This window comes from Funiculus sociatus GB2-C1, assembly GCF_039962115.1.
Lineage (GTDB): Bacteria > Cyanobacteriota > Cyanobacteriia > Cyanobacteriales > FACHB-T130 > Funiculus > Funiculus sociatus.
The window spans coordinates 40,770-65,731 of the sequence record NZ_JAMPKJ010000021.1 but is presented as its reverse complement, the minus strand read 5'-3'; the positions used below and the strand labels follow the sequence as shown (position 1 = coordinate 65,731).

21 protein-coding genes are annotated in these 24,962 nt (G+C 46.2%); 13 read left to right on the top strand and 8 right to left on the bottom strand.

The window, feature by feature from the left end; all coding sequences use genetic code 11:
• Positions 1-2: 2 nt before the first annotated feature.
• Complete coding sequence (gene rplT / locus NDI42_RS12305) at positions 3-353, bottom strand: 50S ribosomal protein L20 (RefSeq protein WP_190452099.1); 351 nt, start codon at positions 351-353, stop codon at positions 3-5.
• 98 nt (positions 354-451) lie between these two features.
• A complete protein-coding gene (gene rpmI / locus NDI42_RS12300; RefSeq protein ID WP_190421580.1) occupies positions 452-649 on the bottom strand; it encodes a 50S ribosomal protein L35 in 198 nt (65 codons plus the stop codon).
• Between the two features lie 864 nt (positions 650-1,513).
• Between rpmI and NDI42_RS12295 the strand changes: the two genes are divergently transcribed.
• The 3 genes from NDI42_RS12295 to NDI42_RS12285 all read left to right on the top strand — a co-directional run bounded on the left by NDI42_RS12295 (position 1,514) and on the right by NDI42_RS12285 (position 4,942).
• Entirely contained in the window at positions 1,514-2,803 is a 1,290-nt protein-coding gene (locus NDI42_RS12295; protein WP_190452097.1) for a DUF7453 family protein, read from the top strand.
• A 38-nt stretch (positions 2,804-2,841) separates the two neighbouring features.
• Positions 2,842-4,137, top strand: a complete 1,296-nt coding sequence (locus NDI42_RS12290) for a DUF7453 family protein (RefSeq protein ID WP_190452088.1) — start codon at positions 2,842-2,844, stop codon at positions 4,135-4,137.
• 64 nt (positions 4,138-4,201) lie between these two features.
• Complete coding sequence (locus tag NDI42_RS12285; RefSeq protein ID WP_199311015.1) at positions 4,202-4,942, top strand: PEP-CTERM sorting domain-containing protein; 741 nt, start codon at positions 4,202-4,204, stop codon at positions 4,940-4,942.
• Here the strand turns inward: NDI42_RS12285 and NDI42_RS12280 are convergent.
• Positions 4,926-7,325: a UvrD-helicase domain-containing protein gene (locus tag NDI42_RS12280; RefSeq protein ID WP_190452086.1), complete on the bottom strand. Its 2,400-nt coding sequence runs from the start codon at positions 7,323-7,325 to the stop codon at positions 4,926-4,928. The two genes, NDI42_RS12285 and NDI42_RS12280, sit on opposite strands and share 17 nt — an antisense overlap.
• An 80-nt stretch (positions 7,326-7,405) precedes the next feature.
• Here NDI42_RS12280 and NDI42_RS12275 point away from each other — a divergent pair, with 80 nt between their 5' ends.
• The 7 genes from NDI42_RS12275 to NDI42_RS12245 all read left to right on the top strand — a co-directional run bounded on the left by NDI42_RS12275 (position 7,406) and on the right by NDI42_RS12245 (position 16,442).
• Positions 7,406-9,187 (top strand): glycosyltransferase family 39 protein, encoded by a 1,782-nt coding sequence (locus NDI42_RS12275; RefSeq protein WP_190452084.1) that lies wholly within the window; start codon positions 7,406-7,408, stop codon positions 9,185-9,187.
• A 57-nt stretch (positions 9,188-9,244) separates the two neighbouring features.
• Positions 9,245-10,210 (top strand): S66 peptidase family protein, encoded by a 966-nt coding sequence (locus NDI42_RS12270; protein WP_190452082.1) that lies wholly within the window; start codon positions 9,245-9,247, stop codon positions 10,208-10,210.
• Between the two features lie 141 nt (positions 10,211-10,351).
• Entirely contained in the window at positions 10,352-10,642 is a 291-nt protein-coding gene (locus NDI42_RS12265; protein WP_190452075.1) for a hypothetical protein, read from the top strand.
• Positions 10,643-10,794: 152 nt separating this feature from the next.
• Positions 10,795-11,841, top strand: a complete 1,047-nt coding sequence (gene hemE, locus NDI42_RS12260; RefSeq protein ID WP_190452072.1) for a uroporphyrinogen decarboxylase — start codon at positions 10,795-10,797, stop codon at positions 11,839-11,841.
• Positions 11,842-11,908: 67 nt separating this feature from the next.
• Positions 11,909-12,886, top strand: coding sequence for an NAD-dependent epimerase/dehydratase family protein (locus NDI42_RS12255; protein WP_190452070.1), 978 nt, complete (start codon positions 11,909-11,911; stop codon positions 12,884-12,886).
• 263 nt (positions 12,887-13,149) lie between these two features.
• Positions 13,150-14,754: a B12-binding domain-containing radical SAM protein gene (locus NDI42_RS12250; RefSeq protein ID WP_190452068.1), complete on the top strand. Its 1,605-nt coding sequence runs from the start codon at positions 13,150-13,152 to the stop codon at positions 14,752-14,754.
• Positions 14,755-14,846: 92 nt separating this feature from the next.
• Entirely contained in the window at positions 14,847-16,442 is a 1,596-nt protein-coding gene (locus NDI42_RS12245; protein WP_190452066.1) for a B12-binding domain-containing radical SAM protein, read from the top strand.
• Between the two features lie 160 nt (positions 16,443-16,602).
• Here NDI42_RS12245 and NDI42_RS12240 read toward each other — a convergent pair whose 3' ends face one another.
• From NDI42_RS12240 to NDI42_RS12230, 3 genes are all read right to left on the bottom strand, one after another.
• A complete protein-coding gene (locus NDI42_RS12240; RefSeq protein WP_199311014.1) occupies positions 16,603-17,673 on the bottom strand; it encodes a glycosyltransferase family 4 protein in 1,071 nt (356 codons plus the stop codon).
• Positions 17,674-17,729: 56 nt separating this feature from the next.
• On the bottom strand, positions 17,730-18,971 hold the full coding sequence (locus NDI42_RS12235) for a peptidoglycan-binding protein (RefSeq protein WP_190452064.1): 1,242 nt from the start codon (positions 18,969-18,971) through the stop codon (positions 17,730-17,732).
• A gap of 236 nt (positions 18,972-19,207) precedes the next feature.
• Positions 19,208-20,356: an EamA family transporter gene (locus tag NDI42_RS12230; protein WP_190452061.1), complete on the bottom strand. Its 1,149-nt coding sequence runs from the start codon at positions 20,354-20,356 to the stop codon at positions 19,208-19,210.
• Positions 20,357-20,734: 378 nt separating this feature from the next.
• Between NDI42_RS12230 and sppA the strand changes: the two genes are divergently transcribed.
• Both sppA and aroH read left to right on the top strand, forming a co-directional pair.
• The gene (gene sppA, locus NDI42_RS12225) at positions 20,735-21,556 is read left to right on the top strand and encodes a signal peptide peptidase SppA (protein WP_190452060.1); all 822 of its coding nucleotides are present in this window, start codon (positions 20,735-20,737) and stop codon (positions 21,554-21,556) included.
• Between the two features lie 106 nt (positions 21,557-21,662).
• A complete protein-coding gene (aroH, locus tag NDI42_RS12220) occupies positions 21,663-22,049 on the top strand; it encodes a chorismate mutase (protein ID WP_190452058.1) in 387 nt (128 codons plus the stop codon).
• A 41-nt stretch (positions 22,050-22,090) separates the two neighbouring features.
• Here aroH and crtR read toward each other — a convergent pair whose 3' ends face one another.
• A complete protein-coding gene (crtR, locus tag NDI42_RS12215) occupies positions 22,091-22,975 on the bottom strand; it encodes a beta-carotene hydroxylase (RefSeq protein WP_190452055.1) in 885 nt (294 codons plus the stop codon).
• Between the two features lie 246 nt (positions 22,976-23,221).
• On the opposite strand from crtR, the gene NDI42_RS12210 reads away from it, so the two are divergent.
• Positions 23,222-24,046, top strand: coding sequence for a COP23 domain-containing protein (locus tag NDI42_RS12210; protein WP_190452052.1), 825 nt, complete (start codon positions 23,222-23,224; stop codon positions 24,044-24,046).
• A gap of 82 nt (positions 24,047-24,128) precedes the next feature.
• Here NDI42_RS12210 and NDI42_RS12205 read toward each other — a convergent pair whose 3' ends face one another.
• Positions 24,129-24,944 carry an alpha/beta fold hydrolase gene (locus NDI42_RS12205; RefSeq protein ID WP_190452051.1) on the bottom strand — a complete coding sequence of 272 codons (816 nt, stop codon included), beginning with the start codon at positions 24,942-24,944 and terminating at the stop codon, positions 24,129-24,131.
• Positions 24,945-24,962: the final 18 nt, after the last annotated feature.

Sequence of the window (24,962 nt, the reverse complement as noted above, 5' to 3'; positions counted from 1 at the left end):
CCCTAATCTTTAGTAGCTAATTGCAGCACTTGGTCAAAACTAGATGGATCGAGGACAGCCATCTGCGCCAGCATCTTACGATTTATCTGAACATTAGCTTTTTTCAATTTACCCATCAATTGGCTATAGCTAATGCCGTGCTGACGTGCTGCTGCATTGATGCGCGTAATCCACAGACTGCGGAAATCGCGCTTGCGCTTCTTGCGATCGCGATAAGCGTTACGCAGCGCCTTCATTACCTGTTGATTGGCTGTCCGGAACAGAGTTGATTGTGAACCTCGGAAGCCTTTGGCTAGTTTGAGAATTTTGTTGCGGCGTTTACGAGCAACATTACCGCGTTTTACCCGTGTCATGGCTAGTCGTTAGTGGTTAGGGGTCAGTAGTCAGTAGTTAGTAGTTATTAGTCAGTAGTTATTAGTTATTAGCTAAAAACTAGCGACTAATTGCTTCCTTACAAATACGGCAGCATCAAGCGTACATTTTCTTCATCGCGTTCATGCACCACGGCCATTTTAGACATCCGCCGTTTCCGGTCAGAAGACTTGTGCTGTAGCAAGTGGCTTTTAAAGGCTTTGCGGCGTACTATTTTGCCGCTGCCAGTAGCTCTGAAACGCTTTGCCGCTGCTTTGCGGGTTTTCAGTTTGGGCATAACCTTGTTTTAATTCGACACAATCTACAACATTAGCACTATTATGTGGTTTCCGACAAGTAATAGAGGGTTGGGGATTGGCGATTGGGGACTGGGTAAGACTTTTTCCCAATTCCCAATTGCTAATCCCCAATCCTTTTTTATGTCATATCAGAATATTAACTAAGCGAATGAATCCTTCTATTCCCATTTTTGCAGTGTAGACAATCTGTCTCCCCTCAACACCTCTTAAATCTTCAAAATGTTTTTGAATACCAGTTACACCGCTATTCCTTAAAGCCGTTAAAAAATTTATATCGTTATTTTGACGTATATCCTGAAATCAAAAGTGACACTTTCCACACCAGTTAGGTTTCACACGAGCCATCGGCTACTTCCTCTGTGTGCCACCACTTAAGAAAAGCTAACTTTCACGCATCTACCTTAAGTTCATACCTGACTCAGCTTTACTACAACTTCATATACTCTCAGTATAACCACTTAGAGTTAGATTTCCTCCCCAGTAAAGGCTTTGGTGTTTTTCTTTGCCTCGTTGGGCGTTTTAAAGTTTATTGTTTTAATAAAGATTCAGTATAACTACTAGCATTTTGTTTGAAGAATATGTGAAGATTTCATGATAATGCGAAGTAACCCTGAAAACAAATCACCGCAAGATTGTCAGAGTATTTAATTTCCGCAAAGATTTATACCTTTTGTTGAACGTCAGAGATATACACGGTTTCTGTTGACACGAAAATTGTAGCGATCGCGCTTTGGAACATTTCTCATACAAACATCCAGCCTTCCAGAAGGTAAATGTTTGCCTAATTTAATCATTAGGGAACAATTGACGTTAGTTACCTAAATGCAGGAGATAAAACAGCCGTGAAATTAAACTTGAGCCTGCCAGCAGCATTGGTGGGATTGTGTCTGGGGTTGCTAGGAACTGGAGAAGCACAAGCTGCCAGTTTCACTTTTACAAAGATTGCTGATACAAGTGGCTTGTTTGACAGTTTTCGTGGCCAAGGCATTGGTGGTTACGAGCCAATTTCTGCCACTCCCGCTATCAATAATCAAGGAACTGTAGCCTTTTCGGCTTTTCTAGATGCAGGGGGTAAAGGTATCTTTACGGGCAACGGCACCACAACGACCAGCATTGCCAATACGAACAGTCTTTTTGGCGAAAGGCCAACGGAAGTCTATACTCTTACTGAACTTGGTTCCTTCTCTATAAATGATGTAGGGAACGTAGCTTTTAGTGCTAATTTTGGAACTTCAGGAATTTTTACCAGCGAATTAAAAAACGTAATAGAGGGTGCGATTGGAGAAGATAGTTTTACGGACGTTTATTCTCCTTCACTCAATAACGTCGGAACTGTAGCTTTCTTACAAGCAATCTCAAGGTTTAGTGGACTGACCACAATTTTGGCTGGTGAAGAATCGGTTGACAATGTTATTGCTTCCACCCGCTTTTACACCGAACCACCAGCTGCGGGTGTCTTTGAAAACATTAGCGCGCCTATGATTAATGATCAAGGAACCGTAGCCTTTAGTGCTGACGTATATCAGTCTGATAGCTTCTATGATGACCTAAGTAGCGGAATTTTCACAGGCAACGGCACCAGAGATAATGGAGAAATTATCACCAACACCATTGCTGACAGTAATGGTGCCTTTAACAGGTTTAGCGACCCCTCCATTAATAATTCAGGAACCGTAGCCTTTAGTGCTGTCCTAGATGCGGGACTTAGCGGAGTTTTTACGGGCAACGGCACAACAACGACCACCATTGCCGATAGCAGTGGCGCTTTTAACAGCTTTTTTGGTACTCCCTCAATTAATGATTTTGGAACAGTAGCTTTTTTGGCAGGCTTAGATGCTGGAGGAAGTGGCATTTTCACTGGAAACAATCCTCTCAAAGATAAGGTAATTGTTACTGGTGACACCCTATTTGGTTCGACAGTGCAAGAGTTAAGTTTTTACCGAGAGGGGTTGAATAATTCCGGTCAGGTGGCGTTTTTTGCCAGTCTTGCTAATGGCACTGGCGGAATTTTTCGCGCCGATCCAATAGTAGTTGAACCGCCAAAAGATGTTCCGGAACCTGCTTCTGTGTTGGGTTTACTGGCTGTTGGTACTTTTGGGGCTACTTCAGTGATGAAGCGCAAACAGAAATAGCGGATAAACAGTTACCTAAATGCAGGAGAAAAATAGCCATGAAATTACACTTGAGCCTTCCAGCTGCATTGATGGGTTTGTGTCTGGGTTTGCTAGGAACTGGAGAAGCACAAGCTGCCAGTTTCAATTTTACAAAAATTGCTGACACCAACAGTTCTTTTAGCAGCTTTAGTAATAGTAACCCCAATGATAACTTCTTTGGTAGCCCTGCCCTTAATAATACAGGAACCGTCGCCTTTTATGCTGCACTAGATGTGGGTGGCGAAGGGATATTCACGAGCAACGGCACAACAACTACCACCGTTGTTGACACTAATACCACCTATGGCAATCCTAGCGGAGAGCCTCTATTTAATAGCTTTAGTTCCCTCTCCATTAATGACGCAAAAACCGTAGCCTTTTCTACCGGACTTCGTCGCTCTAATACTCCAATAATTTTTAAGGGTGAAGATGAAACCAACTTTGAATTGGTTGTGGTTGCTGGCTTCCGAGAGGCTGTTTTCTTCCCCTCCATCAATAACGCTGGAAATGTAGCTTTCTTAGAAGAGTTTACAGGGGTTTTCGTGCAAACCAGCATTCGCATAAGTAACGGAGGCTCTATTTCCACCCGTTCCTGCGGCGGCGTTTTTTGCCAGCCCATTGCACCTGGAGTCTTTGAAAGCATTAGCATTCCTATGCTCAACGATGCCGGAACCGTAGCCTTTAGAGGTGGCGTATATCAGTCTGATAATGAAAGTGATATAGCAACTGGAATTTTCACAGGCAACGATAACCCATTTGGCTCTGAGCCTATTATCACGACCATTGCTGACACTAGCGGCATTTTTAGGAGTTTTAGCCTTCCCTCCATTAATAATTCAGGCAATGTAGCCTTTATTGCGGGTCTAGATACGGGAAGTAGCGGAGTTTTTACGGGCAACGGCACGACAACGACCACCATTGCCGATAGCAGTGGCGCTTTTAACAGCTTTTTTGGTACTCCCTCAATTAATGATTTTGGAACAGTAGCTTTTTTGGCAGGCTTAGATGTGGGAGGAAGTGGCATTTTTACTGGAAACAATCCTCTCAAAGATAAGGTAATTGTTACTGGTGACACCCTATTTGGTTCGACAGTGCAAGAGTTAAGTTTTTACCGAGAAGGGTTGAATAATTCCGGTCAAGTGGCGTTTTTTGCCAGTCTTGCTAATGGCACTAGCGGAATTTTTCGCGCCGATCCAATAGTAGTTGAACCGCCAAAAGATGTTCCGGAGCCTGCTGGCTTGTTGGGGTTATGGGCGGTTGGTGTATGGAGTGCAACTTCAGCACTAAAGCGCAAACAGAAACAGCCTTCTTAACGACTGATCGTATGCGATCGCATTGCACTTTTATCAACTTATAACTTTTGGAGAAATAACTCGTATGGCTACCTTAAGAGAAACATTTTCAGCCTTAACCTTCAGCACAATCTGCTCAGTTTCTTTATCTACGCTGATGGCACCTGAAAGTGTGCAGGCTGCTACATTGACCAAATTAACTTTTGATGAGCTACCGACTCAACCAGTAGATGATTTAAGTTTTAAGGGAGTCACCTTTGATTTCAAGGTAGATGGAATAGACTCAACTGCTGCCACCTACAATGTTGTAAGAACTTGGGATCTATCAGAAATAGCAGGTCGCCCGCCAGGAACTCTACTCTATAACTTGGATTTATCACCCCCCGTCTTAGCAACCGATGCCCCTGGTATCCTTACACTTGACTTCACCATACCGACGGCAGAACTTATGTTCGACGTGGCAAGCCTAGTAAATTATTCTCCATTTCCGCCTATGCCTACATTTACTATTGAACTCTTTAATGAGGCGTTAAGTTCTATTAGCATCCAGCAGGTGCTTCTGGATGAAGACATAATCGGCATTTTCCCCTCTCCGATAAGAGCGGCTGTTCTGGGTAAAACTTTTGCCTACAGCGGAACTTCAGTAAAACGGGCAGTTATAGATTTCAGCAACACAGGTTCAGTTGGATTTGACAACTTGACTTATCAAGCTGCCACTCAAACCACTCCGGTTCCCGAACCTGCTTCAGTGTTGGGTTTATTAGCCTTTGGTGCTTTGGGTGCAACGAAAGTAATGAAGCGCAAGCAAATTAACTCCGCATCCTAGATAAGGTGACAACCGATTTCGGAAACTGACTCTTCAAAGCGGGTATAACCGGGCAAGGTTTTTTCTCCTGTAAGCTGTCTTGATGGCTCCAGTTGAAGGTGTTCCAGCGGAAAGGGCCTTTTTGGGAGGCGGACATCCAGAGTAGGCGCTTTGCCCGTGTCATGGCTACATAGAGGAGGCGGAATTCTTCTGCGGCTTTGAGTTGTCCTGCTTGTTCCCAGGCGAGGGGTGCTACTGGCGGTACTTGACCGTGGAGATGGGCGCGAATTTGCGCCCTAGCTACTTCTGCTAAGGTAAAATCACCCAAAAACTGGGCAGCTGTTGGCACCCAAGGGCTACCAGGAATGCTATCCTCGTGCAAAAACGGGATAAACACGTAATCCCAATCTAGCCCTTTGGCTTTGTGCATGGTGATGATGGTGACTTGACCGGAACGGATATAACGAGCGTCTGTGTCTTCGGTTTCTACGGGTTCAAATCGTTCCGAGTTTACAATTTCGCTCAGTACCTCTAGTGTGGCGCTCATGGAACTGTTGCCAGAGGTAGCGATCGCAATTCGTTCTGCTAATTTATCTGCTGTGGCTAGCTCGGATTGGCCGTATTTTAAGGTTAGCGCCAGGAAAGTTGGCAGTTGGTACTGCGGCAGTTCTAGGCGGGCGCGAAGTAAACTGCGACAGTAACGCGCCGCTTGCTGGACTGGTGGTGTCTGTGCTGGGTCGAGGGGGCCTGGATAGAGAAATTGCTCTGGAAAGGTGGCGAGGGCGTTCAGGTCTTGGGTGGGAATTAGTTCGCGTTTGACGAGGACTTCTAGTGCGGCTTTTAAGTAGTCTGGGGAATGAGGGCGGTCGAGAAATTGCAGCATGGCAAGGATTTCAGCAGGAACGCGGGAGTGGCGATCGCTTTCTCCTACCTCGAACACTTTAATATCGTGCTGACGTTCCAGATAATCTAGTTTCTCTTTAACAAATCGGGCTTGCCGATTTTCCCGCACCAAAACAGCTGCCCGACTATTTGGGGTTTTCCCAAATAATTCAATAACTCGCTCTCCTATTAACTCGACTGTATGATAAACATCGCGGGGACTATAAATTTCCAGTCCCCGACCTGTGGCGCTAGGGTTGGCATCAGTTTGCGGATCGCCTGCATCAACGGAGCGAATTTCTTGCTGACGAAAGGGGAGTTCGGCTGTTGGTTGTTTGTTGTCCCTTGTTCGTTGTCGGTTGACTGCTGCCGATTGTTGATTCACCCAGTCTAAAACAAAGTTAGCGGCGGCGATGACAATGGGGGTACTACGACCAGCTTGATCCATTGTTGCCAAGCGGTTGAGGTGCTGACAATCTTCGCAGAACCGCCGGAAATAAATTGGGTCGGCTGGGGTGAAGGTGGAGTTGATGGCTTGGTTAGGATCTCCCACCCGCACCAAATTAAGATTGTAGAGATGGGATACATCGCTGGGGTTTGAATCTAAGGCGGTTGGGTAATCTGTGGTAGCGAGAATTTCTAACAGCTGACTTTGGAGGGGGCTGGAGTCTTGGGCTTCGTCTTCAAAGACGGCAAAAACTTGATTTTGCCACAATTGGCGGGCGCTGTCGTTTTTCAGTACGCGCAGTGCGCCTAAAATCATTTCGTCGTAGTCAATTAAGTCACGCGATCGCAATAATGCTTGATACTGCTCGTACAATCCAGCTGCTACGCTCAAAATCCCATAATCATCCGGTGTCTGCCTTGCCAATGCCCACAAATCTTGCGGCAAGAGTCCAGAGCTTTTCGCTTCGTGAATCACTGTGTTGGCGATGCTAGGCAGCACCTCAGTCCGTAAAACTGCCTGACGGCGTAACCGCTCAGTTTCTTCCCCATCAAATTGAATGCCTTCTAGCAGCGTCCCATAACGCCCATGATTAGCAGAAATCCATCGTTCTACACAGTCTCGAATTAACCGATGACTTTGGTTGGGAGAAACCACCGTCGCCGTTTCCAAATTCAAACCCGATAACTCTGGATGGCGAGTAGCAATATTCAGCGCCAAACCGTGTAAAGTATGGACAATAAAACCTGTTTGTGGTAGCAGTAAATCTTCCCGGAGACACTGACGAATTTTTGCTTTGATATTAGCAGCAGCAGAGCGGGTAAAGGTGACGATGACTAAATAGCGTCGCGTATGCAGCTGTTCGCGAGCGATCGCTAAAGCAGCTGCTACTGCCATCCCCGTTGATTTACCTGCGCCAGGGACAGCAGAAACCGCCAACGGACCAGAACGCCAGTCAGCCATACTTTGCTGCCCTTCCCGCAGCCCATCGCGGAGTCGCAGCATCGCCTCCTCCCGCACAGGTGCAATAGACGGCTGGGGTGTACCATCGGGTGAAATTAGATTATCGTCGTTCATGGAAGGATGGCTAATGGCTAATGGCTAATGGCTGATAGCTTTTGAACAAGCGAGCAATTAGCAATGGACAACGGACAAACATGAATCAATCTATTAATTTCTTTTTACATTATTTAGCGCTGGCTGCGGTAATTGGTGTGGGAGCTGCTTTGCGGTTTTGGCATCTCGATCTAAAACCTCTTTGGTTAGATGAGGTAATTACGGCTTTATTTAGCTTAGGACGCACCTATGATGACGTACCGCTAAATGTGGCTTTTCCCCTCTCAACATTAGAGCAAATTTTTACCCTTAACCCAGAAGTCACATGGTCGGAAATTGCACAAACACTTGCTACTCAGTCTACCCATCCTCCCTTATTTTTTTGCTTGATGCACAGCTGGCTTTCCTGGTTAAATTCAGTTGATGCCGATGCTTTAAAGTCATGGGTGTGGGCTGTGCGATCGCTTCCAGCAATATTTGGAGTAGTTGCGATCGCGGCAATTTACTGGCTGGGTAGCGTCGCTTTCTCCAGAACCACTGGTTTAATTACCGCCGCCATAATGGCTGTTTCCCCTTTTGGAGTTTACCTTTCCCAAGAAGCAAGACACTATACTTTGCCAGTATTACTAATTACCTTAGCTCTTTTAGGATTAATTCAAATTCAGCAAAACCGGGAAAAAGGTATTTCAACACAAGTCCTTGTTTGTCTAGCCTGGGGAATATTTAACAGCATTGGTTTCTACGTCCACTACTTTTTTATCCTCGCTTTCATCGCCCAACTCTTCGCCCTCATTTTCATGCAAGTTACAACGCTTCATGGAATATCCCCAACTTCCTTTAACGATGGGCGCGGCAAAACTAAGAATATAAGACTTTTATTTTTACCTCTTGCCTTTGCTTGCTTGCCTTTTTTATTCTATCTGCCGTGGCTGCAAGTTTTAATGGCACATTTTAACCGTCCAGAAACCAGTTGGCTACCTGCTCCACATAATATTGCTCCCCTATACCAAACTCTTGCTGGTTGGCTGTTGATGGTAGTTTCTCTACCAGTAGAAAATCAACCCCTCTGGATTGCAGTTACAAATGGAGTGCTGATGCTTCTATTTGGTGTTTGGCTCTTAAAATACGTTATTTTTGATGCTTTCAGGGTAGAGTCAAAAGTCATTACTAATACAGGTCGTTATTGGGCAATTTTAACTTTTGTTATTTTCAGCCTATGGGTGCTGCTCCAATTCTTCGCTGTTATCTACCTTTTGGATAAAGATATCACTATTGCTCCTCGTTATAACTTTGTTTATTATCCAGCTATGTGCGCTATTTTGGGAGCTATTTTTACTATTCATCTGAGCAAAGTAAAAGTTAAAAAGGCAACAGGATATAGAAACGCGAATGGCTTCTTTACATTTTACTTTTTAGTTTCCTTTATAAGTTGTGTGTTTGTGGTTTTTAACCTAACCTTTCAAAAACCCTTCAACCCGCAGCGAGTCGCCCAGAACATGAACATAGAACCTGATGCTGGGTTGATGGTTGTGGTGGGATACGACAGTTCCCAGGATGTAGCGTTGGGATTAAGCTTTGCACTAGCACTCGATAAAATACGGACACCTAATATAGGCGCTTTAGAGTTGAAGCGATCGCTTGAAAATGAAAACGCATATTTTGCTTTCTTAGACAGAAAAACTGGTTATGATAAAGTTTGGCAAAATCTGTCTGTTATCCAAACTCCTTTAGAAAAACCGCTCAACTTGTGGGTAGTTGCCCCTGGACTCAAGCGGAGGGATTATCCCCAAGATTTAGCCCTTTCTGATAAATACACTTGTAACATTGAGCAAACTGAACATTATCGGATCGGGGTTCCGTATCAACTGTATCGGTGTCGTTAGTTCTTATGTTTATTCGGTGATTAAAACAGTTTTTTTCGGAGTCTAGGCATCCCAATTATGAATCTTTGCCAATTGCCACCAGCCCTACAACCAGGGGATTTGCTACGAGTAATTGCCCCCAGTGGTGCAATGCGTGAAGTTGAGGCGTTTGAAAAGGGTGTGGAGATATGGCGATCGCGTGGCTATCAAGTAAAAGTAGATGATAATGTGAGCGATCGCTATGGCTACCTTGCTGGAACAGATGAAACCCGTCGTCGCCAGTTGCAAAAAGCATGGCATGACCCAGAATGCAAAGGTATCCTCTGTGCTAGAGGTGGTTACGGTAGTGCCAGATTATTAGAAGATTGGACTTGGCAAGCCGGGGACAAGCAAGTCCCAATCCCCAATCCCCAATCCCCAATCCCCAATCCCAAGTGGTTAATCGGCTTTTCTGACGTTACAGGCTTGCTATGGAGTCTTAGCAAGGAGGGGATTGCAGGCGTTCATGGGCCACTGTTGACGACGATTGCAGCTGAGCCTGAGTGGTCAAAACAGCGACTATTTGATTTGGTGGAAGGGCGTTCTGTAGAACCGTTGAAAGGTACAGCTTGGGGTGGTGGTAAAGTGAGTGGCATTTTGCTACCAGCAAATCTGACAGTAGCGACGCATTTTTTAAACACACCGATACAACCTGAACTTGATGGCGTTATTTTGGCACTGGAAGATGTCACTGAAGTTCCTTACCGCATCGACAGATTGCTGACCCAATGGCGACTTTCTGGCGCTTTTAAGAAAGTTCGAGGAATTGCTTTGGGACGCTTTAGCCGATGCGAGGCTCCGCCTAATATTCCTAGTTTGACAATTGAGGAAGTTTTGCGCGATCGCTTGTCTCTTCTCAACATTCCGATTGTCTCCGATCTCCCTTTTGGTCACGATGGTTGCAACGCAGCTCTACCTATAGGAATACTCGGTTTACTAGACGCAGACAGAGGTATTTTAAGCTTACGATCCCAGTATGAAGAAGTTTTGCTTAATGGGAGATGACAAAATAATGTCCGGTAAGTTTTTTCAAACACTCGCGACAACCTTTGCGGTCAAACGTATACTTACTGTGCCAATCCCAACCGCTTTGTCAAAGCAGGAGAATATAACTATGACATTAGCAGCGCTGAGCTAAAACCAAGAATGGTTGCAACTCAAAACCCAACTACTCAAGCCACAGTCACAGATACCAGAAAACAACGCCTAGAAAAAGACTTTGGATTGACAGTTATGGAGAATTGTCCGGCTGCAAAGACTTCTTTAGTTGTCGTGTCTTATCTCGAAGGCGGACAAACGTATACATACTGTGCCAATCCCAACCGCGTTTTCCCCGCAGGCGAGTACAGCTATAACCCCAACTCTCGCACCCTAGAAGCTGCTAGAAAACAGCAGCAATGCACGGTGGAAATCGGTGGCGTCTGCTTGGTTAGGTAAAAAAAAGGGGGATTAGCTGCTAGTCTGTCAAAGGCTAGTGGCGAATAGAGATTGTAGATTTTGGGTTGTCGAGAGCGGAAATAGTCTAAACGTCCATCCGAGAGTGATAAGCTAAACGAATGTGTTTAATAAAGTCTTTAGGTGAAGTGTAGATGACCGTTGCAACCCAAGTACCGTATCTGCTGCGGGCAGCTCGTGGAGAAGTTTTAGACCGTCCGCCAGTGTGGATGATGCGGCAGGCGGGTAGATATATGAAAGCTTATCGGGATTTAAGAGATAAGTATCCCGCGTTCCGCGATCGCTCTGAAAAAGCAGAACTCGCTATCGAAATCTCGCTACAACCGTTTCGCGCCTTTGAGCCAGACGGGGTAATTTTATTTTCCGATATCTTAACCCCCCTGCCGGGACTCGGCATTCCCTTTGATATCATCGAAAGTCGTGGCCCAGTAATCGATCCGCCCATCCGCTCTTTGGAGCAAATCGATAAACTGCATCCCCTGGAACCTGAGGAATCTCTGCCTTTCATCCGCGAAATTTTGCAAACTTTGCGTCAAGAAGTCGGAAATAAGGCAACTGTGCTAGGTTTTGTCGGTGCGCCTTGGACGCTGGCGGCGTATGCAATTGAAGGCAAAAGCTCGAAAGACTACACGATTATCAAGAGCATGGCTTTCACAGAACCAGCAATGCTGCATAAATTTTTGAGCAAATTAGCAGACTCGATTGCTACTTACGTCCGCTACCAAATCGACTGCGGCGCTCAAGTTGTTCAGATGTTCGACTCTTGGGCGGGGCAACTCAGTCCTCAAGACTACGAAACTTTTGCTTTACCATATCAACAGCAAGTTGTCAAGCAGGTGAAGGCAAATCATCCAGATACCCCACTGATCCTATACATTAATGGCAGTGCTGGGATACTCGAGCGCATGGCACAATCCGGCGTAGATATCGTCAGCGTAGACTGGACGGTGGATATGGCTCAAGCAAGGGCAAGACTTGGCTCAGATATGGGAGTGCAGGGAAATATGGACCCGTGCGCCTTATTTGGCTCGAAAGAGTTCATACGCGATCGCATTTTAGACACGATTCGCAAAGCCGGGAAAAAAGGTCATATCATGAACCTCGGTCACGGAGTTTTACCCAGCACCCCCGAAGAAAACGTGGCATTCTTCTTTGAAACTGCCAAATCAGCTAAGAGCTAATAGCTAAGAGCTAATAGCTTCACGATTAGCTCTTAGCTCTTAGCAACTTACTAATGACTAACTCCTTATGACCCCGAAGCGGATTTTGGTGACTGGTGCGAGTGGCTGCATTGGTCACTACATTAGCGAAAGCCTGATTCAAAACACAGAACACGAGCTGTATCTGCTGGTCAGAAACCCAAATAAACTGGGAATTGACTACGAAGCAAGACCGGGCGTTACCATCCTGCATTATGACCTGCGAGAAGTTGAGCGAATAGGCGATTTGCTCAAGACAATGGATGTTGCAGTTTTGGCAGCTACCGCTTGGGGCGGGTCGCAAGAGGTGTTTGATGTTAACGTTATCAAAACCATCCGGTTGTTGAACCTGCTTGACCCAGCAGTGTGCAAACAAGTAATTTACTTTTCCACCGCTAGCGTCCTCGACCGTTCCAACAAACCACTCAAGGAAGCGTCACAACTGGGGACAGACTATATCCGTTCTAAGTATGACTGCTTGCAGCGGTTATCGAAACTAGCGATCGCACCCCGCATCACCACCCTGTTTCCCACCCTGGTACTGGGAGGAGATACCAACAAACCTTACTCCCACCTTTCCTCCGGTTTACCAGGAGTAGCAAAGTGGATAGACATGATTCGCTTTTTCAAAGCCGATGGCAGCTTCCACTTTATCCATGCGCGGGATATTGCAACTGTGGTGCAACACCTCATCGACAATCCCCCAAAACCTGGAGAACCACGACAGTTAGTTTTGGGACAGGAAGCGCTGACGGCAAATCAAGCCGTAGAGGAAGTCTGCGCCTATCTGGATAAAAAGATTTATTTCCGCGTGCCTTTGACTCTCTCACTTGCCGATTTATTGATTGTCTTGTTCCGCATTCAGATGGCACCTTGGGATCGATTTTGCTTGCGCTACCGTAATTTCACCTACCAAGATCCCGTAAATCCGACTACCTTTGGTCTGCCGAATTACTGCGCCACCTTCACCGACGTGCTGAAAATTAGCGGAGTCGAGAGAAAACCACCCGCAATTAAAGGCGAGTAGACACTCAAGAAGGGTTTTTTAAGGCAAAGGTAGTGCTGTCGCCCCGCAACCCTTACGCAAAGGCGGCTAGTAACTAGCGAACAAAAACAAGGATTAGATTAAAAACCTATAACCTACCCTTTGTGTTCCTTCCGGCGTACCTTTGCTGCCAGGAGCGTTAAAAAAACAATTATATTAACCAGATTAGCCGGATTCAGCTAAACTCTTATGCTATGAATTAGCTAATAGCTAAAAAAATACAAGAGTGTGAGGGTTTAGATTCAATGAGAGTTTTATTAGTTTATCCTCTTTTTCCTAAAACATTTTGGTCTTACGAGAAAATTCTGGAATTAGTCAACCGTAAGGTTTTGCTACCGCCGTTGGGTTTAGTGACCGTGGCGGCAATCTTACCTCAAGAGTGGGAATTTAAACTGGTAGACCGAAATATTCGCCCTGTGACAGACGCAGAGTGGGAATGGGCAGATGTGGTAATTCTCTCCGCCATGATTGTCCAAAAGCCAGATTTACTTGACCAAATCCGGGAAGCGAAGCGGCGCGGTAAACTGGTTGCCTGTGGTGGCCCTTATCCAACTTCTGTACCAGAAGAAGTCCAAGAGGCGGGTATAGATTTCCTGATTTTAGATGAAGGGGAAATTACGCTGCCGATGTTTGTCGAAGCAATTGAGCGCGGCGAAAAATCGGGCATTTTCCGCGCCATCAATGGGGAAAAACCAGATGTCACGACAACTCCAGTTCCCCGCTTTGATTTGCTAGAATTTGATGCTTACGATTCGATGTCGGTGCAGTTTTCGCGAGGTTGTCCCTTCCAGTGCGAATTTTGCGACATCATTGTGCTATACGGTCGCAAACCCCGCACTAAAACCCCAGCGCAACTTTTGGCGGAGTTGGAGTACCTCTACCAACTGGGATGGCGGCGCGGTGTGTTTATGGTGGATGACAACTTCATTGGGAATAAGCGCAATGTCAAGTTATTTCTCAAGGAGTTGAAAGTCTGGCAAGCTGAACACAAATATCCTTTCAAATTTAATACGGAAGCTTCTATCGATTTGGCGCAAGATCCCGAATTGATAGAGCTGATGGTTGAGTGTTATTTTGATGCTGTGTTTCTGGGAATTGAAACGCCGGATGAGGAAAGTCTGTCGATGACGAAGAAATTCCAAAATACGCGCAGTTCCCTAGCTGAAGCTGTGGAAATGATTACACGCGCCGGATTGCGACCGATGGCTGGGTTTATTATTGGCTTTGATGGCGAGAAAAAAGGCGCAGGCGATCGCATTGTTCGATTTGCCGAATTGACTGCTATCCCTACCACAACTTTTGGAATGTTGCAAGCTCTCCCCAATACAGCGTTGTGGCACCGACTAGAGAAAGAAGGGCGACTGGTGGGCAAAGAAGGCAACCTCAACCAGACCACTTTGATGAATTTTATCCCGACGCGCCCTGTAGAAGACATCGCCAGAGAATATGTCGAGGCATTTAGTGATTTGTATGAACCCACTCGCTATCTGGATCGCATCTATCGCTGTTTCCTAATGTTAGGCGCACCAAAAGTAAAAGCCCCCTTCAAAATGCCCAGCCTGATAGATTTGAAGGCACTTTCGATTGTAATCTGGCGTCAGGGCTTCAAACGCGAGACTCGCTGGAAATTCTGGCATCATTTGTTTAGCATCATTAAGAACAACCCGGCAGTATGGGAACATTACCTCACCCTCTGCGCCCACAATGAGCATTTCATGGAGTATCGGCAAATTGTTCGCGACGAAATTGAGGCTCAATTAGTTGAATATCTAGCACCCCAGCCAAAACAGAAAACTGAAGTTTCTGAGGTGAAAAGTAAGCAAGAAGAGTCATTAGTTAGTAGCCATTAGTTATAGGGACACGGGCCGCCGTGTCCCTACCAAAAACTAAGAACTAATGACTAATGAATAATGACTTTAAAGAAAGTGAGGATTGAGATTTCATGCGAGTTTTACTTTTATATCCGCTATTTCCCAAAAGTTTTTGGTCTTTTGAAAAAACCTTAGCTTTGCTAAATCGCAAAGCTATGCTACCGCCTTTAGGTTTAGTAACTGTAGCAGCAATTCTCCCCCAAGAGTGGGAGTTTAAGCTAGTAGATAGAAATATCCGCCAGGTAACTGAAGCTGAGTGGGAATGGGCAGATTTGGTGATTCTCTCAGCAATGATTGTCCAGCAGGAAGATTTTATTGACCAAATTCAAGAAGCAAAAAGACGCGGTAAAGCTGTTGCAGTAGGCGGCCCTTATCCAACAGCTTTACCCAAAGAAGCAGAAGCGGCTGGTGCAGATTTCCTAATTTTGGATGAAGGGGAAATCACTCTGCCAATGTTTGTGGAGGCAGTTCAACGGGGCGACACTGGTGGTATTTTACGGTCTGGGGGAGAAAGACCGGATGTCACCATTACGCCTATTCCCCGCTTCGATTTACTGGAGTTTGACGCTTATTCTGAGATGTCAGTCCAGTTTTCTCGCGGGTGTCCTTTTCAGTGCGAATTCTGCGACATTATTGTTCTCTACGGACGCAAACCCCGGACAAAAGCCCCAGCCCAATTAATAGCTGAATTAGAACGCCTTTATGAGTTGGGTTGGCGACGCAGCATTTTTATGGTGGATGACAACTTTATTGGGAATAAGCGGAATGTCAAGTTGTTCCTAAAAGAGTTGCAACCTTGGATGGTTGAACATCAGTATCCTTTCTCTTTTGCCACAGAAGCATCAGTTGATTTGGCAAAAGATCAAGAACTAATGGATATGATGGTTCAGTGTAATTTCGGGGCGGTGTTTTTAGGGATAGAAACACCAGACGAGGACAGTTTAGCGCTAACGCAGAAGTTTCAAAATACACGAGATTCTTTGAGCGATTCTGTTGAGGCGATCGCGCGTTCGGGGCTGCGGGTGATGGCAGGGTTTATTATTGGCTTTGATGGGGAGAAACCGGGAGCAGGCGATCGCATTGTCCAATTTGTCGAGAAAACCTCAATTCCCACAGCTATATTTAGTATGCTGCAAGCTTTACCCGATACCGCCCTCTGGCATCGGCTAAAGAAAGAAGGACGACTGCGAGGAGAATCAGCAAACATCAATCAAACAACATTGATGAACTATGTCCCTACTCGTCCCCTAGAAGAAATTGCCCGCGAATATATCAACGCCTTTTGGACACTTTACGATCCAGAGCGTTTTCTAGACCGTACTTACCGTCACTTCCGCATTTTAGGAGAAGCAACTTATCCTAATAAGGGAAAACGTCCCAAAAAGAAACTAGATTGGGTAGTAATTCGGGCGTTTCTAACAATTTGTTGGCGACAAGGTGTTGTCCGAAAAACTCGCTTAAAGTTCTGGCGCAACCTGCTTAGTATGTATCGGCACAATAAGGGCGGAATCAGCAGCTATTTAGCTGTGTGCGCTCAAATCGAGCATTTTGTGGAGTATCGCCAGATTGTCAAAGAGCAGATTGAAGCTCAGTTGGCTGATTTTATGGCAGAGGAGGCAAAAGTGCAAAAACTCCCACAAGAGGTAAAAACTCCTGTGAGTGCGTAATGCAAAATCGTTCATTTTAATTTTTTGGGGTGCGTTACGAGAAATCGCTTAACGCATCCTACGCATTTGATGTACGCAGAAAACGCGATCGCTCTCACCAAATAGTATCTACATCTGAAAGTTGAATTCTGCGATCGCGGCTGATCAGCGGTACACCATCTCAGCAATTCATAGATGTCTCTATGATGTCTTGAAACCAGTTTAAGAAGCGATCGCCCAAAGCCTCCAACGAATACTTCGCTTCGGCTTGTTGGCGACAAGCTAGGCGGTCAATTTGATCCAATCGTCCAATTGCCTCTACTAAACCTTCCACGCTATCCGGTTCCACCAAAAAGCCCGTTTTCCCATCTTGGATAATTTCAGTAGGGCCACCTCGACTGTAGGAAATTACTGGCACCCCACAAGCCAACGCCTCAATTACCACATTGCCAAACGCTTCCACCCAGCGAGGTGTCATCAACAGCGCCCGACATTTGCCTAATTCTTCCTGCATTTGGGCTGTGGGGAAAAATCCCACATATTCCACAGGAGCATCTGGATATTCTTGACAAATCTGCTGCCAGTATGCCTCATCCTGCATTTTTCCCAATATTTTTAGGGGGATGCCAGTTATATTCGCAGCGGCGACAGCATCCTCCAAACCTTTTTCGGGAGCGATTCGACCCAGCCAAGCTAAGGCGGGTGAGGGTTCTTTGGCAAAATCATACAGGGATAGATCTAGTCCACCACCTAGAATCCGACACTCCTGGGCAAAAGGAAACGTTTCTGCCTGGGTGCGAGTGTAGACACCAATAGTACCGGGAAACTCGACGGCAACCTTTGCGGCGATTTGATCCATTGCCTCGGAGAGGGAACCCATACTGATGAAATGAGCGATCGCGCACTCAAAAAATGGTGTCAGGTAAAACGGCAACCAATCGTAGGCAATGTTGAAAATCAGATCGTAATCAGCCTGCACTTGCCGCGCATAGTCGCACATACTGCCTAATACCGAATTTTCCGGCATGACAATCGGCGTACTGCGTCCCTGACTCTGAGCCGTTGTTTGGAGTTCTCCAGAAATCTCGACAATGGGAATCTCCCCCAAGACAGATCCTTGGGGAGCGACAATTTTTAGACTATGACCCCGGCGGATCATCTCTTGGGCAACGTTAAGCAGCGTTAGTTCGACACCTCCCCCTAGCCCTGTGCCAAGAGCGCCAACTGGGGTTGAGAGCAATAACAGTTTCAAAGAGCTTTGAATGTGTTTTGGGTTGAGTTCTGAGTTATTTTAATTCAATCAAAACTTTATTGCGATCGCTCGTCTGATTTGTCTTCAGGGGAATTAGGCAAAGCTGCCTTATTATCAGCACCAGGGATAGTGCGAATCCGATTTAACTGACCCATAGCCCACCGCGCTGTTTCCTGAACATCGGGATTTTGATCCTCAGCAGCAAGGCGTAATAGCTGGCTAACTTGGGAAATCGTGTCATAGATTCTCGTCAAATCGCGAATCGCATTTTTCCGCACTTCCGGGCTTTCATCTTGCAACGAAATTGCCAACGCCCGATTCATAGGTTTGAGAGTGCGCGTGCCAATTTGCGATAGAGCCTCCAATATTAAGCCGCGTTGCTGGGAATCTGAATCCATCAACAGATCCACTAATGGCTGTACTGCCCTAGAGTCTCCCCGTTGCGCCAGTTCCCAGATTGCTTTGCGTCGCTTTGCCAGATCGTTTCCCTGTAAATCTTTGACTAATTCCTCAACAATGTCGATTTTAGCCAGGCGAGTAGTTTCCCTGATTGGCGGTGTTGTTTCTTTAGGCGGCTGGGGAGTTATTTCCTCGTCTGAATTACGTTTATCTAAAACGGTTAAAACAGGGGAATGGAAGCCGTTTTTGCTGTCGTTTTCTAGCGGTTGAATGTGGGTATCCATGCCATTATTACTGGCATCTTCCAAGTCTAGATAATTGATTTCATCGGATAGTTCATCAGATGAGGCTTCTGGCTCCTCCTCGTCCCTGGTAGCTTTTCTCAACCATGACAAAAAGAAGTATACTGTCAATCCTACCCCAGCAGCCGCTAAAATCAAGCCCAGCGCCCACAACAGCGGATTAGGGCGAGGTTTTGCCGCTTTCGGTTTTTGTATAGGGGATGGTTTGGGCTGTGCAGCTAGAGATGTCTTGATATTCTCCCTAGTTGTTGAGCCAGCAATGCCGTCAGCCGCTAACCCGGCAGATGCTTGAAATTTGGAAACGGCAACCGCTGTAGTTCGCCCATACACGCCATCAACTGCCCCGTCGTAGTGTCCCAAACGCTTGAGTGCCTTTTGTAATTCGGCTACTTCCAAGCCTTGAGAGCCAACTGTGAGGACAGGTTCCGCGTCTGCGGCGTTTGGAGAACTTAGCTGAGCTAATTCTAGGGATTGCGAACGGGTTGGTAAAGTGGCGATCGCTTGCTCAACACCTGAAAAGTTTTTGCCTGAAATGGGGATAAAACCCAAACAGGTGACAGATGTGACTAGAAGCAACGTTGAGCGATAGAGTATCATTTTGGGGAAACCTGTCTAAGCGATCAAAACCCGACAAGATCCTTTGCTAAGAGTTTTTTCTTTAGCTTCCAGTGCCAGCATGAAATTATAATTTCTATACAGTTAGTAACCTTTTTACCCACAATATTTGGGAAAAAGCTCGTTTGGTGGAATTGAAAATGATGCGCCGATCATAGCAAAAACTATTAATTTGCTCTCACATATTAACTTGTGCTTGGGAGCGATCATCTTCATTCCTACCGATTTTGCCACATCTCGGCTTCAGATTCTTTCAATTTTATCGGCAGCGACGCATAGGGGCGTTGTTCTGCGGCACCTAACAGGGGAATTTGCTCCTCAGAGGTAGTTTCCTCACCGGAGACAATAGCCTCAACAGATGTGGATGGCGAAGAGGAAGCCCAGAAGCTGCGATCGCTCCACTTTTGGGCTAGCGTCTCCCGCTGATTAATTAGATATATACTCACCAAAGTAAGACTGACTCCTGCCCACTGGAGGGGAGTCAGAACTTCCGACAACAGCAGGTTGCCAAAGAGTAGGGCAAACACTGGTGTCAGAAAAGTTAGAGAACTGAGGCTAGTAAGACTGCCACTAGAGGCAAAGTAAAAGAATAAACCGTAAGCGATCGCGCTGCCAAATACTGTCGAATAGCTCAACGCCAGCCAGCCCAAACTATCTAAATGCACCCAATGCTGGGTTTCTCCAATAGCAGACAGCGCAAATAAAGGCAACCCGCCCAAAATCATGTGCCATCCTGTTGCCATCACCGGATCGGCATATTGGCACACCTTCCTAATTGTCACCGTTCCCACAGCCATAGACAGCGCCGCCAACAGCATTAGCCACTGCCCATTTTCAAATAGATCCACCAAAGACGCTAAATTTAGCGTCTCTACCATCGATTGGGCGATCGCGTTTGGGTGTGAAAGATTGAAAATCCACTCTTGGGGCAACCCAATCAAACTAATACCCAGCACTCCCACTAATAATCCCAGCCAACCCCACAAACCAATGGTTTCACCAAACAACCAGCACGACAGCAAAGCTACTGCCAGCGGTTGAGAGTCAATCATTACCGATCCCAATCCCGCACCAGTTCTCACTAATCCCAGCGCCAAAAATCCCTGAAACAAAGCGCCATCAACCAGGGCAAACAAGCTAATCCATAGCCATGCACTAATACCTTTTGGTTGAGGTTTCCCCATCAAAAAGCCTGCTGCCAATACCAAAACACCCGCAGGCACCAACCGCACACCAGCCATAAACAAAGGTGTCGTGTTTGGGATAACGCCTTTCATCGCTACCATAGCTGTTCCCCACAGAAAAAACGGGGCAATTAGTAGCAACGGTGCGAACGGGATTTTGGAGTCTGTGAATTTTAGCTGCATAGAAGGGCTGGGAATTGGGGGTTGGGGATTGGGGGTTGGGGATTGGGGATTGGGGAGGAGGAAAAAGTCTTACCTAGTCCCTAGTCCCCAGCCCCCAATCCCCTTATTGTACTTAATATGTATTTCTGTTAAGCAACTTATATGAATTGTTGTGAGGATTACAAAAAAATATATATTTGCTATAAAACACCAGCTATGTTAAGGAGAAATGGAAATAGACAAACAAGCCCAGGCACCAGTAGCCCACATAAACAGATGCGGATCGTGCAAACTAGAGAAAGGATCGGCATTTATGTGGAAACGCTTACTGTTTCTAGGATTTGCTCTTTTACCTAACTCGGCTCATCCAATTATTCAAGATTCATTGCTTGACTGCTCATGATCTGGCCTTTTAAGCCCAAATTTCAAAAACAAATTGCTCGGATTGAAGTTACAGGCGCGATCGCTGCTGCCACCCGCAAACGGGTTTTGGAAGCTCTGAAAACCATTGAAGAACGACGCTTTCCCGCCTTACTGCTACGCATAGATAGTCCAGGCGGCACTGTTGGGGATTCGCAAGAAATCTACGAGGCGCTCAAGCGTCTGCGCCAGAAGGTCAAGATTGTTGCCAGCTTCGGCAATATCTCGGCATCTGGAGGAGTCTACATCGGCATGGGAGCCGACCATATCGTCGCCAACCCAGGCACGATTACTGGCAGTATCGGTGTAATTCTGCGAGGAAACAACCTGGAGCGTTTGCTAGAAAAAATCGGCGTATCTTTCAAGGTGATCAAATCCGGCCCCTATAAAGATATTTTGGCTTTTGACCGGGAACTCACAGATCCGGAAAAGAACATTCTCCAAGATTTGATTGACAACAGTTATCAGCAGTTTGTCGAAACGGTTGCTGAGGGGCGAAAATTAGCAACAGAAAAAGTTAAAAGCTTTGCTGATGGTCGCATTTTTACTGGAGCGCAAGCTTTAGAACTGGGCATCGTAGACAGACTCGGAACTGAGGAAGACGCACGCCGCTGGGCAACAGAATTGGTGGGTCTTGACCCGGAGAAAACCAAGTGTTTCACTATTGAAGAACGCAAACCCTTTTGGAATCGCGTGGTATCGAGTAAAGTTCAGGGGGTATCTGGTCTATCAGCTGGGATAGACTGGTTAGAATTTGAACTATCTACCAGTGGTCAGCCGTTGTGGCTATATCGACCATAGTTAGTGCTGAGTGTTGAGTGTTGAGTGAATTAAAACTCAGACGCGATATATCGCGTCTGGAACAACTCAAAACTTAAAACTATTTTAATATTCGGAGGACTTTTGCGTGGAGTGGCGAGTTAGAGCGATTCGCGGGGCAACGACTGCCTCAGAAAACACAGTTGAGGCGATGCGAGAAGTTGTGACAGAACTGCTGGATGAATTGGAAAAGGGAAATCAACTGCACCCAGATCAGATTATCAGTGCTACGTTCTCGGTTACTCGTGATTTAGATGCTGTCTTTCCCGCAGCGATCGCCCGTTCTCGTCCTGACTGGGACAATGTTCCCCTGTTAGATGTTCAACAAATGCACGTAGAAGGCGGACTGGAACGTTGCATCCGGTTCTTAATCCACGTCAATCTTCCAGCTTCTCACCCCCCAATTCAGCATCCCTATCTGCGCGGTGCCAAAACCCTAAGACCAGATTGGGCGTTAGTAATTGGTAATTGGTAATTGGTGAATAGGAAAATATTTTTCCCAATCCCCAATCCCCATTAGCTAACACTTTTTTTGTGAAAGCGGATACCCAAAAAAACGTCGTATAGGAAGCTCCGGAAATCTTTTCCTTGCAGCAGTCCTAGGGATTGATGACAGCCTTTTTCGTCTAACAGTGGCTTGGTGGCGTAATAAGCGTTCTGGTAGTTGTACCAGGGGATAGCAGGCCACAAATGATGAATTAGATGGTAGTTCTGCCCCATAATCAGCACGTTGAGAACTGAATTGGGGTAAACTCTGGCATTTTTCCAGCGATCGCGCTCTTGATGCGGACGATGCGGTAGATAATCAAAAAACAATCCTAGCGCCAATCCCACCACGGCAGCCGGTATGAACCAAAAATTCAGAATGTAGCCTAAAAAGTGATACTGAATTGAGATATAGAAAATAGACCCGACAAACAAGCGGCTTAAAAACCATTCCCAAAGTTCATGTTTGCGCCACAGCTGCCGTTGAAAGAAAAATATCTCGTGGTACAAAAAGCGTACCGGAATTAACCACAGGGGCCCTCCCGTAGAAACGTAATGATCAGGGTCGTTTTCCGGGTCATTCACATGAGCATGATGCTGCAAATGTACCCGCGTAAACACCGGGAAGGCAAAGACTAACATCAGCGCACTGCCATGTCCCATGATGGCATTCACTACCCGGTTACGATGGGCAGAATTGTGGCAGGCATCGTGAATCACCGTTCCTGCCATGTGCAGGGCAAGTGTATTAGTGGTAAAACAACACCAGTGAGGCCACTCCCACAGCCAGTAACCGAAGTTTGAAACTACTAGCATCGCTACGGATGATAAAAACATGAGTAGCGTTGGATTGAACTCTCCTGGCGGTTCCAAGTATTCGCGTGGAACTGTCAGCGGCTTTTGTGCCTCCGACATTGGTTTTTTCTCCTTTTATCTTCTATTTAAGGACTGCGCGGGAACTTTAGAGCGGTTTTTCCCGTCATTGGTATTTAGGGGACACCGTAGACAATTACCGCTTGCCCGGATTTCTTTCAGGGCATAGAGGTTATAGTCGCACCCTCGTAGTATACGCTACAAATGTCCATTTATAAAGATTTGTGAAAACAGCTCATTTTTTAAATGATGCTGACAATAGTCAAGAAACTTCCTAAGAGGGTTGATATGTCACCACGGCTGTGTAAGTTGGCTTTCGTGCTTGGGTCTTCAGTTTTTCAAAGTGTGGCTTTATCCGTTGGCGTAACAATCCTACTGAGTAGCGGTGAAGCCAATGCTGGTTCTCTGATTCAAGCGCAACTACCAGATGTAGAAGACCAAAAGAAGACATCGCCTGGGGATGTTGAGGTAGAAACCAAGCCTGAGAGTAAAGAGTCTACCACAACCCAACCGGATGCGGAATCAGATAGCAAAACTGCCAACGAGTCGCGATTTACCTGTCAGGTTATGAGCGGTCAGTATACGGTGATGTACCATCCCAAGAGCCAACCAAGTCAATCTTATGCTTGGGCAACTCCCAGTCCTTTAGGCGGTGGCTGGACATCAGAGCGACGCTGTAACGAAATTAGCCGCAGGTTAGAATCTTATAGACCTGATGGTTTGCAAGAGATGCAGGCATCTGTGGAAAACAACTACAACGTTGTTTGTATCACCACTCAGAAAAACCCAGATTGTCGAATTGTGCTGACAGTACCGCCGGGACAAGATCCACAACAGACACGCGATCGCGTCTTCCAAAACATTAGCGTCGCCGACAGCGGACAGGTAACTCAAGGCGTGAATACTTTTGTCGGCGGTAGGGATGCTCAGATGCTCAGCGACTTATTAAACCTGGGTTTGTCTTCCCTGGGCGGCAATTCCCGAAATCGTCCATCCCAAAATATTAACCTGCGACCTTTCTTAGATCCATCTGACGGCGGTACTGGCACCCAGTTGAGACGAGGAATACCCGCACGATCCAACCCTCGGCTGAATCCCAATAATTTCCGTTAAGGACTGATGCCTGATTTTTGCTTTGGTTGAGAAGCGATCGCTTCTCAACTTCTCAAGCTATTGAACACATATTCTCAGAAAGTTAGGATGAAATATTCGCGAGATTTTTTTCCCGACTTTCTAAGAAATTTTCCGCTTTCATAATTTCGTAGAGGTTGACATCTGCTTCCAAAAGGCAGGCGTGACCGCAACGAGGCAAGACAAGCATTTTGGCGTTGGGTAGGACGGAAGCTAAATGTTGAGCCTCAGCTACAGAAGGCAACAGGCGGTCTGCGCCACCAGCGATCGCCAGTACAGGTAAGTCGAGGCTACGCAGCTTGCTTTCCTCCATGTGAAAGTCTCTCACTAAGGAAATTCGCCAAACAATAGTTTTCGGCGGTACTGACCGGACGGCATCTAGAAGCGCTTGGCGATCGCTTGGTAAAATTCTTTCCAAATGAGCCAAAAACGGCAACAGCCAAACTGCTCCCAAACGATAAATTAATTCTGGCACCAAGTGAGTTAGTTGCGATCCCAATCGCAGCCACGGTCTTTGATTAAGAGAAGAAGCTGGGTTAACCAGAATCATCCGGTCAAACAGTTTAGGCGATCGCAGTGCCACTTTCATCGCTAAGCAGCCACCAAATGACTCGCCGCACAGGTAAACTGACCGATTTGGTTGTTTTTTTACTTCTGCTTCCACCAGAGCCACTACCTGCTCTGTGAGTTCTTCCCAGCTGGTCAAATCATCGGCGGGGATCGCCAAACAGCGGATATCAAAGCCTGATTCTAATCCAGTCGTTTGCGATCGCAGCAGCTGACCTGTACCATCCATACCTGGAAGGAACACAAACAGTGGGTGGTCTGGATTCATCCGGCTGGGGGTAAGGAAACAAGGACGGCTTTTAATTTCTGGCATTTTTTAACGTCCGTTTAA

What these genes read in the sequence shown, in the direction of transcription:
- hemE (WP_190452072.1), top strand. Translation starts at nt 10,795, where the DNA reads ATGACCGTTGCAACCCAAGTACCGTATCTGCTGCGGGCAGCTCGTGGA.
- NDI42_RS12235 (WP_190452064.1), bottom strand. Translation starts at nt 18,971, where the DNA reads ATGATACTCTATCGCTCAACGTTGCTTCTAGTCACATCTGTCACCTGT.
- NDI42_RS12290 (WP_190452088.1), top strand. Translation starts at nt 2,842, where the DNA reads ATGAAATTACACTTGAGCCTTCCAGCTGCATTGATGGGTTTGTGTCTG.
- NDI42_RS12205 (WP_190452051.1), bottom strand. Translation starts at nt 24,944, where the DNA reads ATGCCAGAAATTAAAAGCCGTCCTTGTTTCCTTACCCCCAGCCGGATG.
- NDI42_RS12275 (WP_190452084.1), top strand. Translation starts at nt 7,406, where the DNA reads ATGAATCAATCTATTAATTTCTTTTTACATTATTTAGCGCTGGCTGCG.
- NDI42_RS12255 (WP_190452070.1), top strand. Translation starts at nt 11,909, where the DNA reads ATGACCCCGAAGCGGATTTTGGTGACTGGTGCGAGTGGCTGCATTGGT.
- NDI42_RS12250 (WP_190452068.1), top strand. Translation starts at nt 13,150, where the DNA reads ATGAGAGTTTTATTAGTTTATCCTCTTTTTCCTAAAACATTTTGGTCT.
- NDI42_RS12280 (WP_190452086.1), bottom strand. Translation starts at nt 7,325, where the DNA reads ATGAACGACGATAATCTAATTTCACCCGATGGTACACCCCAGCCGTCT.
- NDI42_RS12285 (WP_199311015.1), top strand. Translation starts at nt 4,202, where the DNA reads ATGGCTACCTTAAGAGAAACATTTTCAGCCTTAACCTTCAGCACAATC.
- sppA (WP_190452060.1), top strand. Translation starts at nt 20,735, where the DNA reads ATGATCTGGCCTTTTAAGCCCAAATTTCAAAAACAAATTGCTCGGATT.
- NDI42_RS12270 (WP_190452082.1), top strand. Translation starts at nt 9,245, where the DNA reads ATGAATCTTTGCCAATTGCCACCAGCCCTACAACCAGGGGATTTGCTA.
- crtR (WP_190452055.1), bottom strand. Translation starts at nt 22,975, where the DNA reads ATGTCGGAGGCACAAAAGCCGCTGACAGTTCCACGCGAATACTTGGAA.
- rpmI (WP_190421580.1), bottom strand. Translation starts at nt 649, where the DNA reads ATGCCCAAACTGAAAACCCGCAAAGCAGCGGCAAAGCGTTTCAGAGCT.
- NDI42_RS12265 (WP_190452075.1), top strand. Translation starts at nt 10,352, where the DNA reads ATGGTTGCAACTCAAAACCCAACTACTCAAGCCACAGTCACAGATACC.
- NDI42_RS12210 (WP_190452052.1), top strand. Translation starts at nt 23,222, where the DNA reads ATGTCACCACGGCTGTGTAAGTTGGCTTTCGTGCTTGGGTCTTCAGTT.
- rplT (WP_190452099.1), bottom strand. Translation starts at nt 353, where the DNA reads ATGACACGGGTAAAACGCGGTAATGTTGCTCGTAAACGCCGCAACAAA.
- NDI42_RS12245 (WP_190452066.1), top strand. Translation starts at nt 14,847, where the DNA reads ATGCGAGTTTTACTTTTATATCCGCTATTTCCCAAAAGTTTTTGGTCT.
- NDI42_RS12230 (WP_190452061.1), bottom strand. Translation starts at nt 20,356, where the DNA reads ATGCAGCTAAAATTCACAGACTCCAAAATCCCGTTCGCACCGTTGCTA.